The organism is Ornithinibacillus bavariensis (genome assembly GCF_018333235.1).
Lineage (GTDB): Bacteria > Bacillota > Bacilli > Bacillales > Amphibacillaceae > Ornithinibacillus > Ornithinibacillus bavariensis.
This window is the reverse complement of record NZ_BORP01000002.1, coordinates 478,162-489,824: the sequence shown is the minus strand read 5'-3', so window position 1 is coordinate 489,824 and position 11,663 is coordinate 478,162. Positions and strand designations below refer to the sequence as shown.

At 37.6% G+C, this 11,663-nt stretch carries 11 protein-coding genes; 1 reads left to right on the top strand and 10 read right to left on the bottom strand.

The window, feature by feature from the left end:
• Positions 1–74: 74 nt before the first annotated feature.
• Positions 75–2,366: a glycerophosphodiester phosphodiesterase family protein gene (locus KI338_RS08135; protein WP_212920500.1), complete on the top strand. Its 2,292-nt coding sequence runs from the start codon at positions 75–77 to the stop codon at positions 2,364–2,366.
• Between the two features lie 150 nt (positions 2,367–2,516).
• On the opposite strand, the gene KI338_RS08130 is transcribed toward KI338_RS08135, so the two are convergent.
• The 10 genes from KI338_RS08130 to KI338_RS08085 all read right to left on the bottom strand — a co-directional run bounded on the left by KI338_RS08130 (position 2,517) and on the right by KI338_RS08085 (position 11,653).
• Positions 2,517–3,344, bottom strand: coding sequence for an ABC transporter permease (locus KI338_RS08130; RefSeq protein ID WP_212920499.1), 828 nt, complete (start codon positions 3,342–3,344; stop codon positions 2,517–2,519).
• Between the two features lie 17 nt (positions 3,345–3,361).
• Complete coding sequence (locus KI338_RS08125) at positions 3,362–4,300, bottom strand: ABC transporter permease (RefSeq protein ID WP_212920498.1); 939 nt, start codon at positions 4,298–4,300, stop codon at positions 3,362–3,364.
• Positions 4,301–4,315: 15 nt separating this feature from the next.
• The gene (locus KI338_RS08120) at positions 4,316–5,848 is read right to left on the bottom strand and encodes an ABC transporter substrate-binding protein (RefSeq protein WP_212920497.1); all 1,533 of its coding nucleotides are present in this window, start codon (positions 5,846–5,848) and stop codon (positions 4,316–4,318) included.
• A 542-nt stretch (positions 5,849–6,390) separates the two neighbouring features.
• Positions 6,391–7,437 carry a galactitol-1-phosphate 5-dehydrogenase gene (locus KI338_RS08115; protein WP_212920496.1) on the bottom strand — a complete coding sequence of 349 codons (1,047 nt, stop codon included), beginning with the start codon at positions 7,435–7,437 and terminating at the stop codon, positions 6,391–6,393.
• Between the two features lie 25 nt (positions 7,438–7,462).
• Complete coding sequence (locus KI338_RS08110) at positions 7,463–7,621, bottom strand: hypothetical protein (RefSeq protein ID WP_212920495.1); 159 nt, start codon at positions 7,619–7,621, stop codon at positions 7,463–7,465.
• 88 nt (positions 7,622–7,709) lie between these two features.
• On the bottom strand, positions 7,710–8,381 hold the full coding sequence (gene deoC / locus KI338_RS08105) for a deoxyribose-phosphate aldolase (RefSeq protein WP_212920494.1): 672 nt from the start codon (positions 8,379–8,381) through the stop codon (positions 7,710–7,712).
• Between the two features lie 33 nt (positions 8,382–8,414).
• Positions 8,415–9,446: a zinc-binding dehydrogenase gene (locus KI338_RS08100; RefSeq protein ID WP_212920493.1), complete on the bottom strand. Its 1,032-nt coding sequence runs from the start codon at positions 9,444–9,446 to the stop codon at positions 8,415–8,417.
• 72 nt (positions 9,447–9,518) lie between these two features.
• A complete protein-coding gene (locus KI338_RS08095) occupies positions 9,519–10,778 on the bottom strand; it encodes a galactitol-specific PTS transporter subunit IIC (RefSeq protein WP_212920492.1) in 1,260 nt (419 codons plus the stop codon).
• A gap of 102 nt (positions 10,779–10,880) precedes the next feature.
• On the bottom strand, positions 10,881–11,165 hold the full coding sequence (locus tag KI338_RS08090; RefSeq protein WP_212920491.1) for a PTS sugar transporter subunit IIB: 285 nt from the start codon (positions 11,163–11,165) through the stop codon (positions 10,881–10,883).
• Positions 11,165–11,653: a PTS sugar transporter subunit IIA gene (locus KI338_RS08085; RefSeq protein ID WP_212920490.1), complete on the bottom strand. Its 489-nt coding sequence runs from the start codon at positions 11,651–11,653 to the stop codon at positions 11,165–11,167. Before KI338_RS08085 ends, KI338_RS08090 begins: the two co-directional genes overlap by 1 nt.
• Positions 11,654–11,663 lie beyond the last annotated feature (10 nt).

Sequence of the window (11,663 nt, the reverse complement as noted above, 5' to 3'; positions counted from 1 at the left end):
ATCGAAAGGGGGAAAGAATCGTAGAAATAGTATTTAAGTAAGTTTTTACCAATATGTAAGGAGGAATATTTCTAATGAGGAAACGTATTTATCTAATTCCTATGCTAGCAATTTTATTTATGCTTACCTATTTACTACAGACACCTCATGCTTCCGCAAATGAAAATAAGCTAATTGAAGAGAACTTTAATCAGCTAACAAACGGACAGCTACCAGACGGGTGGGAGATTCTAGAGGGAAATGCAACCACTCAAGATGGGAAGCTGATCTTATCATCTTCAAGTACTTCGTCACCTTCTAGAGTATTAATTCCAGTGCCTGACAAAATCGGAGACTACGTTTTTGAAGCAGATGTAACATTTAAATCTGCTGTAGATAATGCTCGATGGGTATCTCTCATGTATCGCGTACAGAATGATAACTACCCATATTACCAATTTGCTGTTCGTAAGGGAACTTCTGCCTTAAACGGAGTAGAATTTGCAATAAGGACAGAATCAAATACATGGAGTGTACCTGCAAAGAAGTTCTATCCGGAGGACTTTCGATATGGGCAAGCATATCGGCTTAAGGTAATTGCAAAAGGTGAACGTATTCAACAATATATTAACGGTCAGCTAGTAATTGATACTGATCTTGCGAATCAATGGTTAGAGGGAAATTTAGGTTTTCAAGTATCTGGCGCCACTGTAGAATTTGATAATGTACTCGTAACTACCAGAGCAAATGATTTACCACCAATTGAACATTCTAATGCCTTCTTACCAGATGAACCAGACACAAATATGGTAAATGCACCAACAATTATTTCTAGTGATACCAACCTATTATCAGGTGCTTCCAATGTGCTACTAGATGCGCAATTAAATGAAAGCGGTAACATTATAGTTGGAGATATATTACTCTTGGATATGCTTGCTAGTATAAGAGGGAAAGCAATACCAACTATCCAAGTAGAAAATCAAGACGTAGCAAATGGAGTGATTGAAGTTCTAGACACTGTTTCCACAAAAGATATTCACATCATATCCTCCAATCAAGAAATTATTAACCAAATTAAAGCAGCACACCCTCAAGTACGTGGTGCGATTCTTTACAATAAAGAACATTTAAATAAGCACGATCTAAAAAAGCTAGTTACGGATGCAAACCGTAGTCGTTCAATGAGTATTGTTCTACCAGAGCGTCTTATAACCGATAAAACTGTTTACTATTTCCATACTCGTGCGATTGCTGTTTGGGGAATTGGGGAGAATATCCATGATTTACTACACGCTGGTGTTGATGGGATTATTACCGAAAATCCAAGTAAGGCTGTAACAGCATACAGTCTTTATCCAGAAAACACATTCGTACAACGTCCTATTGTTGTCGCGCATCGTGGCGTACCTTCCCTTGCCCCAGAGAATACAATGGTAGGCTATCATTTGGCATACGACTTAGGCGCAGACCTTATTGAAACTGATGTACAACAAACAAAAGACGGACAGCTAATTATAATGCATGATACCACTGTCAATCGGACGACAAACGGCACTGGAAATGTTGCAGATTTGACCTTAGAGGAAATCCGTTCACTTGATGCAGGAATAAAATTCGGACCTGAATTTGCAGGAGAAAAAGTACCAACCTTCCGTGAATTCCTTCAAGGGTTTAAAGACAAAGATATCATACTTCTAATCGAAGTAAAGGCTGAAAATATTGAAGAGCAAGTTTTGCAAGAGATTAAGGACGAAGGAATGGAAGACATGGTTGTCCTACAAAGCTTTAGTATAGACACGGTCAAGAAATTCCGTGAAATTGCACCGGGGATTAGTGTAGGCTATCTATATTCAGCCTCTGTACCTGGTTCCGAGCAACAGCGCATACAGGATGCAGAACAAATGCTCAATTATGCAACAACAATCGGCGCGAGATTAAATTCTAGCTATGGTAGTCTTTCCGAGGAATCTATTACGTATATGAGACAGCGAGGTATTATAAATATGCACTGGACATTCCGTAGTCAGGAGCCTTTTGAAGAACTACTCAAAAAAGGACTTATTGGACCAATAACCGATTATACACAGTGGCTAACAGATGCGCCTACTAAAATCGACACACCAATTAAAAAGCGGAATTTAAAGGTAGGAAAAACGGCAACCATTCAAGCTAAGACTTTTGTTAACTATCGGGTAGATGAAAAGCAAAACATTGAAACAACACTCTTTGCGTCTGAGAACGAACAAAATGTCCAAATTGAAGGAAACACCATTACAGCTCTATCACCTGGACAAGCGCAAATATTTGCTATGCATACATTTGAAATGCTCGGCAAACAGTGGAACTTAGTATCTGTACCAATTGAAGTAAATATATCCAACTAGTTCATTACGCTTAGGATTACATGTGATTACTTAGCATTGGTTGGAGCAATGCTAGCTATTACTTGGGAAAATGTTTTCTAAATGAATAAAGGGAATAGCACCTTCATGAAACTCTCTCATAAGTGCTATTCCCTATCTATATATATTTCATTAATCCCTCATTCTAGGATCACTAATCTCACTGATTGCATTACTCAACATATAAAAACCTAGCACAACTAACGTAATAGCTACCCCTGGCGCATAAGTATACCACGGAGCACTTACTAAGTAGGGCTGTGAATCCTTAAGCATCCTTCCCCAGCTTGGATCAGGTGGCTGTACACCAAGGCCTAAATAACTAAGACCTGCCTCAGCTAAAATTGCTACTGCGAAAGCTATCGAAGCTGCAACAATCAATGGTGAGGATACATTAGGTAATATGTGGCGAAACATAATGGTAATAGGCTTTATTCCCATCGCTTTGGCAGCCAACACAAAATCCTGCTCCTTTGTCTGCAGAAATCCACTACGTGCAATTCTAGCAATACCTGGAATAGCCATTAACCCAAGAGCAATCGCCGTATTCCACATTCCTGAACCAAATACTGCCACAAGCATTAGTGCGAGAATAATTCCTGGAAATGCCATTAATGCATCGATAACCCGCATAATAATTTCATCGACCCAGCCCCCAAGATAACCAGAAATACCACCAACTATCGTACCGACAACAAGGCCAATTCCTACTGCAACAATTCCAACAAAAAATGCTGTCTGTGTTCCTTTCATCATTCGACTAAAAATATCCCTGCCAAATTCATCTGTACCAAGCAAGTGAGCAGCACTTGGTGACTGCAATTTGTTCGGAATATCCATCTCCTCTACACCATATGGCGTATAGAAGAAACTAACCGTCATCATCACTAGAAAAAAAACTAGGATTGCCCCACCGAGTAATAGATTAATATGTTTTCCAACATTTCGTAATCGTTTCATACGGGTCCACCTCCTAGCTATAGTCGTATACGAGGATCTATAATAGAATATAAAATATCAATAATAAAGTTAATGAAGACGACAATCAAGGTAATATACATGACAATCCCCTGTACTAATGGAAAATCACGATAACTAATTGCCGTTATTAATAGACTACCAAGACCAGGTAGGCCAAATACTTGTTCTACAATAATCGTACCTGCAACTACTTCAGCAAAGATTAGGCCAAAGACCGTTAAAATTGGGATCATTGCATTCCGTAGTACATGCCGATACATCAAGGAACCTTCCCGCATTCCTTTACTACGGGCGGTACGAACATAGTCACGCTGCATTTGCTCTAGTACAGAGGTACGAATATATCGAAAAGAAACGGCAATTTGTGGAATAGCAATAGTAAGTGCTGGCAATATTAAGGTTCCAAGCGCTCCCAAGATACTCTCCGACCATGGTACATAGCCACTAATCTGAAAAAATGAAAATGTCATCCCTAGATATAGGATTAATAACATTCCTAACCAAAAGGATGGGATTGCCATTCCCACTTGAGTTACTGTCGAAAGAGCATAGTCCATCAATGAATTAGGCTTTTTAGCAACATATATGCCAAGTGGAATGGCTATTATTACCACTAGAATGACAGATAACACTGCAAGAGAAAATGTTATTGGTATTCGGTCATAAATTAAGTCGGAAACTGGACGAGAAAAACGAATAGATTTTCCAAAATCACCAGTAATTGCCCCACCAACCCAGTCTACGTACTGGATATGGAGGGGCTGATCTAAACCAAGCTCTTTTTCTAACGTTTCAATTTGCGTTTCATCGGCTTCTGGCCCTAGCATAATTCGAATGGGGTCACCAGGTATAATTTGAAAGACCGCAAAAGTTATTAGTGATACAAGCACTAATGTAATAAATAACAGAAAGAGCCTTCGAATAAAATAGGCCATGCCAGCCAATCCCTTCTAGTCAACCAATTTCACTTCAGATAAATCATGGAAGAAATACGGGTATAGCTTATAACCTTCCATTTTAGGATTCATCGCCCAAATGATTTGATAATCAGCGATAAATGCTGCAGCTGCTTCTTCAGCAAGTATCTCCTGTGCACGATGATACATCTCAATCTGACGGTTTTCATCTGTTTCTAACAATACATTTTTCATTAATTCATCATACTCATTGTTGGAGAAATGAACTAAGTTACCACTATCCTCTGATTGATAACGTTTAATGGTTTCATAAGGAGAAAGCTTTCCAGTAAAGTCTATAATGGTCATATCATAGTCTCTACCTTTGTAAATACGGTCAAGCCATATTCCCCATTCCACAACTTCAATTTTTGCTTTTATTCCTATTTCTTTTAAGTTTTCCACAACAATCTGTGCAACATCTGTATACATTGCAGCATGTGAAGAAATGGAAATAGTAGTTTCAAATCCATCTGGATAACCAGCTTCACTTAATAAGTTCTTCGCCTTTTCGACGTCATGGTCATACATTTTTTCAAGGCCTTCCTCGTAAAATGCTCCCATTGCAGGACTCATATTCGACCCAATCTTTGTTGCGTACCCAGAAAATACTGCTTCAATAATATCATCCTTATTAATCGCATAATTAATTGCTTGGCGAACTCGTGTATCATTAAACGGTTCTCTTGCTTCATTAAATCCAACTAATAAGGTAGCATTACTGTTTTGATATTCTAGCTTAAAATTATTTTCAACCTCTGGAACTCGATGTGCCCCAACGGAAACAAAGTCCATTTCACCCGCCTGGAGAGACATTAATGCAGTCTGATCATCAGGCTGAAACGTAAACGTTACTTTATCTAAATATGGTAGTCCTTCTTTCCAGTAATCTTTATTTTTTACTAATACGAGATTATTTTGTGGACTATAGCTTTGATATTTAAATGGACCAGTACCAATTGGCTCCTCATTATGTTTCCCATCATTACTCTTTGGTAATATAGCCGAGTCCTGTGCAGTTAAATACGATAGAAACGCTGAATTCGGTTCTTTCAACGTAATGACAAAGGTTTTATCATCTGGAGCCTCTAGAGATGCAATATTATCAAAATTAGAAGTTAACGGCTTTCCAGAGCCTTTGCCCATTAAGCGTTCAAAGGAATACATGATATCCTCCGTTGTCAAAGGATCACCATTATGAAATTTCACATTATCCCGAATTGTAAAGGTATACGTTAATCCATCGTCAGAAATCGAATAATCCTTGGCAAGTGCTGGCTTGAGTGAACCATCTGTATCCCCAACCATTAAGCCATCAAAAATGTTTAAAAGCATTTGAAATGTAATCGAAGCCTCTGCCATATGTGGATCAAGAAAATCAGGATCATTATTCACTCGTATATTAATTTCTTGGCTACTAGATCCATCCTTATTCTTATCACTATCCCCTGTTGAACAAGCACTTATTACTAAAAACAATGCAAAAAATATGGTTATAGGTACCAGTTTTTTGAATACGTTTTGCATGAATAGCCTCCTTCAGTAAATTACCTTCTATTGTATACGTTCATGAAAGTATATCCATGTAAATTCCCTAAAACAGAGTTAGCATTATCACTATGTAAAATATACCATCCCTAATTATAACGTAAACTGATATGATTGGTACAATGGTTTTTATTATTTAACAAACATAAAATAAAACCCTTGAGATTACGGTGTTTGCCAACTTCAATGTTATTGTCAAACCCTCTATTTACTTTGCCCATTAAACAAAGATATTTTACATAATCCCTTCAATTACTAGAAGTCACCAACTATACATTACTTATTCCTTGCTTTGCAGGAATAATCACTGATTAATATTAGGCAACATAACTTGTATCCTGTATCGTAACAAAGGATTTCTATACTAGTATTGATATCTACTAGCTGCTAGAAAACAACTACCCTAGTTATTACATAAAAAAAAATCCAGCAATAAATGCTGGATGGATAAATGACTATCTATTTTAATATTAAATAATCCTAACTATATCTTATCAATAACAATGGAAACTAAGCTCGGATTACGGATGGAAAATTACTTTTACAGAATCCATTTCACGATGGATGATTTTTCGGAAAGCTTCTGGTCCTTCTTCTAATGATAGACGGTGAGAAATCATTGGTTCTGACTGTATTTGTCCTGTGCTCATATAATGAATGGTGGTGCTCCATTCTTTTCCCGGAAATGGGGCTGATATAGCATTCCATGAGCCATAGACGGTTAGCTCGTTACGAACAATTTTTTCAAAGAAGAAACGCTCAATATGAATGTCTGCATATGGAATACCCAAAAATACTACTTCACCGCCTTTACGTGGCAATGCAAATACCTGGGCAGAGGTTATCGGTGAGCCTGCTGACTCTACAGCTAAATCTACTCCTTGTCCATTTGTATAATCCATAATTTGTTCATGTGCAGGCTTTTCTAACGAATTGATAGCAACATCAGCGCCTAGCTTTTTAGCAATTTCTAGTTTGTTGTTGTCGATATCAATAGCATATACCTTCTTTGCCCCAAATATTTTTGCCCACTGAATGGCAAGTAATCCAATACTACCCACACCCATAATAGCTACTTCAGCACCTGGCTGAATGGTAGTTCTATAAAAGCCATGGGCAACTACTGCAGATGGTTCAACCATTGCAGCCGTATCAAAATCTACATTATCGGGTAATGGGATGACATGTGTATTTGGTAGTTTCGTATATTCTGCATAAGCGCCTGGGCGGTATGCACCAATGACAGAAAGCTTTTCACAGCGAGCAGGCTCGCCTTTTTTACAGCTTTTACATTCATCACAAACAAATGCTGGACAACCCGCAACACGATCTCCAACTTTTACATTGGTCACATTAGCACCTATTTCAACCACTTCACCTGCGAACTCATGACCAAATGTCATACCTTCTACATAAGGACCAAGTTTTCGATAACGGGAAGTGTCGGAGCCACATATTCCAACAGATTTGACCCTAATGATAACATCATTTGCATCTTCGATTACCGGTTTCGGTGTATTCTCTTCAAATCGTAGATCCTCTACACCATATAAATTTAAAGCCTTCAAAACAAACACCCTTTTCTTTGTTGTGTTAACTAGCTGACTTTTTCTCAGTTTTTTTATTATTGTTTAAGATTTTATACACAGCAAATCCGATGACAATTGTGTTCATAATCATTTGGTGTTCAATATAAAATTGACTAATACCTCGTAAAGGTCCTAACATAAAGTCTAAAAGAGCATCTACCATGGTTGTTCACTTTCCTTCCATAATTTTCATTATTCCTTGTTATATGACAAGATTTCAGATAAAAATGGGGAAATATCTGGCACTTCATTTAGTAAGATGATGTCGATACTCCACCGTTAATGATTGCAGTGGCACCACTTGCGCCAATGCGGGTTGCACCGGCTTTGACAATTTTTACAGCATCCTCATAGGTTTTAATACCACCTGCTGCCTTTACACCAAGTTTATCTCCAGCGACAGAGTGAAGTAGTTTTACATCTTTTTCAGTCGCACCACCACCATTAAATCCTGTAGCAGTCTTTACAAAGTCAGCTCCAGCCTCCATAATTAACTCCGTAGCTTTTACTTTTTCATCATCCGATAATAAGGCTGTTTCAATGATTACCTTCGTTGTTAGTCCATTAGCTGCTTTCACAACTGCAGCTATATCATCACGTACAACATCATATTCACCAGATTTAAGTGCTCCTAAATTAATGAGCATATCAATTTCAGTTGCTCCATTTTTAATTGCTTCCTTTGTTTCTTCTACCTTTACATGTGTAGTTGCTCCACCTAGTGAGAATCCGATTGGAACCCCTACCTTAATACCATGTGAAGACAATAAACGATGAGCATAAGAAACATAATATGGGTTAACAAATACTGTTTTAAATCCATATTCAATTGTTTCTTCACAAAATAGCTTAATATCTTCTTTCGTTGCTGTTGGTTTTAACAATGTATAATCAATAATGGAAATTAATTCTTCTTTATTCATTCTGACTGCCCCCCCGTTAAAATAGAGATTCTATTATTCTACTGGTGTTAATAAAACTTTAATAGCCTCACCGCTTTTAATTGCTTCATATGCCTTATCCCATTCAGTAATATCAAAGATATGCGTTACAAGAGCTTTGGCATTTACTTTTCCTTCATCCATCAATGCTAAAGAAGGCTCCCAGTCAGCAGGTCTTTGACTTCTACTACCTACCACACGAATCTCCTTTTGAATGATTTTGTCCAAATCAAATTCAACCATTGGTTTAGCAAAGAGTCCGACCTGTGCATATTGTCCTTTTTTACGCAAAAGGCCTAGTGCTTGATTCGCTGCTGGAACGGCACCTGAGCATTCAAGTACAACATCTACTCCATAACCATTTGTTAATTTGTTTACTAGTTCTGATAGATCTTGCTCCTGTGTATTGACTGTATAATCAATACCAACTTCCTTTGCTTTATCTAGGCGTACCTTATCATTTGATAAACCCGTAATAATTACAGTTGCACCATGACTTTTAGCTACTTGTGCAGCTAGAAGTCCAATTGGACCAGGACCAGTTACTAAAACGACATCCCCCTGATTTATATCTGTTTTTGCAACTGCATGGTGTGTACATGCTAAAGGCTCAGTCATTGCAGCAGATTGATAATCAACATTTTCCGGTAAATGGTGGACGCTTTCTTTCCGAGCAATTAAATACTTTGCAAAGCCACCATCTTGTTGGGAACCAAGTCCTTTACGATGGTTACAAAGATTATAATCACCAGATTGGCAATAGTTACATTCTCCACAAATATAAAAAGTTGTTTCTGAAGTAACGCGATCACCCACTTTAAACTCGGTTACATTCTCGCCAACTTCTACAACCACACCAGAAAATTCATGGCCTAAAGTCACTGGAACAGCAACTTTATAATGTCCTTCATAGGTATGGATATCAGAACCACAAATCCCTGCATATTTCACTTCAATCTTTACCTGGTCTGGACCAGATGTTGGTACAGGTTTATCTTGTACCTCAAGATGACCAAATCCTAATTCTGTTTTGACTAATGATTTCATTGATGTCTCCTCCTTTAGAAACTAGGTCCAAATAATTTAGTGGGACTAACCAGTTAGCCCCACTCTTCATTATTAATTAAATAAATCGAATACTCTCCAGATTACCCAGTTAATCAGGTTACCACCTTGGTCAATACTTGAAACCATTGCTGAGCCTTCTGGTAATTTAATACTTGCCTCTGTAGCCATTTGTGAAAACACTGGGGCAATATCAGTAGCCATATAAAGAGATAAAGCAATCATAATGGTACCAACAATAACAGAGTGAATAATATTACCACGAGCAGCACCAACGATAAAAGCGATTACAAATGGAATTGTTGCTAAGTCACCGAATGGCAAAACATTATTACCAGGTAAGATTACTGCAATTAAAACTGTAATCGGTGTCAAAATTAGTGCTGTAGCGATTACTGAGGGATGTCCTAATAGTACAGCTGCATCTAGACCGATAGTAATATCACTATCTCCAAACTTCTTATTTAACCAGTTACGTGCTGATTCTGATACTGGCATTAAGCCCTCCATCAAAATCTTAACCATACGTGGCATCAAAATCATTACAGCAGCCATTGACATACCAATATTAATGATCTTACCAAAATCATAACCAGCTAATGCACCGATAGCAGCACCCAGTATTAGTCCGATTACCATAGAATCCCCAAACACACCAAAACGCTTCTGAATCGAATCTGCATCTGCTTTTAAATTCTTAAGACCTGGAATTCTTTGAATACCTTTTACTAAAAAAATGAAAGGAGCATAAGATATTGTACTTCCTGTCGCAACAGATACACCAGGCATTTCATAGAAATCACGAACCATTGGTGTCGTCCAGTCTGCAATTTTCAAACATACAATTTGGAAAAGAACAGCAGCAATTAAGCCTTGAATAATACTTCCAGAGATGGCATAAATAACAGCTGCCATAAATGTATAATGCCAGTAGTTCCAAATATCAACATTCATTACTCTCGTTGTCTTTGTTAAAAGCATGACAACGTTAACCACTAATCCTAGTGGAATTATAAATGCAGCTACAACAGAAGCCCACGCAATGGAAGATGTTGCAGGCCAACCCACATCAATCACATTCAATTCCACTCCTAGACGATCAACCATACCTTGAGCAGCTGGGCCTAAGTTAGTCGTTAACAAATCAATAACTAAGAAAATACCAACAAAAGCTACCCCAATTGTTAAGCCTGAACGGAATGCTTTCCCTGGCTTTTGTCCAAAGAATAAACCAAGTAAGAATATTGCGACAGGCAGAATTACAGTTGCACCTAATGCTAGAAATCCTTGTATAAAATCAACAAATGATTGCATTCTTTTTCCTCCTAATGAAGAGAGATTTTAGATTGTCCCAAACGAAGGTCAGACTAAAGGAATTTAGGCCGACCTCTATTCTTTAGGACCACCAAACCCGCATTACTTTTTAAGTTCATCCAAGATTTGTTTTTTTGTATCTTCAATACCAATACCAGTTAAGAAATTACGTGCATTTATTACCGGGAATGGATATTCAGTTTTTGTCATAGCAGTTGTAACTAATAAGTCTGCAGTATCTAAATAACTATTAACCTCTGCAATTTTAATTTGAACTAGATTCACATCAATATTATGTTCCTTAGCCATTTCTTCAATTGCACTGTTTACAATAGTAGAAGTAGCAATACCTGCACCACAAGCTACTAAAACGGTCTTTTTAGCCATTATCTTTCACCTCCTTCATATGCTGCTAAGTCTAATTTCTCTTCTAATAGTTTTTTTATATTCGTTTTACTTGTTTCATTAGCAATCGTTGTTAATGTTTGTTCATCCTGGAAAATCTGCATCAGTTTTTGTAACAATGTTAGCTGTGAATGCGCTTCATTCATTGCCAACATAAAAATAATCTGTACTGGAGTTGTTTCTTGATCGTCTCCCATGATGACAAAATCAACTGGTTGTTTTAGTACAGCTACACTGATGGTTTTTTGATTCACATGCTCTACATCCGTATGTGGAATTGCTACAGAAACTCCAGCAGTAGGAAGGCCTGTTGCAAACTCACTTTCACGTTTTAAAATTGCTGGAATAAAGCTCTCCTTCACTAAGCCTTTATCCACTAGATTTTTTGCAACAATTTCTAATACGGATTCCTTTGTATCTGCTTCAACATCTAATAGAATTACAGATTCATCAAATATTAAGTCACTCATCGTTGTCACT

Bases quoted from the DNA above. Each gene is read 5' to 3' on its own strand.
- KI338_RS08100 (WP_212920493.1), bottom strand. From the start codon at position 9,446: ATGAAATCATTAGTCAAAACAGAATTAGGATTTGGTCATCTTGAGGTA.
- KI338_RS08120 (WP_212920497.1), bottom strand. From the start codon at position 5,848: ATGCAAAACGTATTCAAAAAACTGGTACCTATAACCATATTTTTTGCA.
- KI338_RS08110 (WP_212920495.1), bottom strand. From the start codon at position 7,621: ATGGTAGATGCTCTTTTAGACTTTATGTTAGGACCTTTACGAGGTATT.
- KI338_RS08135 (WP_212920500.1), top strand. From the start codon at position 75: ATGAGGAAACGTATTTATCTAATTCCTATGCTAGCAATTTTATTTATG.
- KI338_RS08085 (WP_212920490.1), bottom strand. From the start codon at position 11,653: ATGAGTGACTTAATATTTGATGAATCTGTAATTCTATTAGATGTTGAA.
- KI338_RS08090 (WP_212920491.1), bottom strand. From the start codon at position 11,165: ATGGCTAAAAAGACCGTTTTAGTAGCTTGTGGTGCAGGTATTGCTACT.
- deoC (WP_212920494.1), bottom strand. From the start codon at position 8,381: ATGAATAAAGAAGAATTAATTTCCATTATTGATTATACATTGTTAAAA.
- KI338_RS08095 (WP_212920492.1), bottom strand. From the start codon at position 10,778: ATGCAATCATTTGTTGATTTTATACAAGGATTTCTAGCATTAGGTGCA.
- KI338_RS08125 (WP_212920498.1), bottom strand. From the start codon at position 4,300: ATGGCCTATTTTATTCGAAGGCTCTTTCTGTTATTTATTACATTAGTG.
- KI338_RS08130 (WP_212920499.1), bottom strand. From the start codon at position 3,344: ATGAAACGATTACGAAATGTTGGAAAACATATTAATCTATTACTCGGT.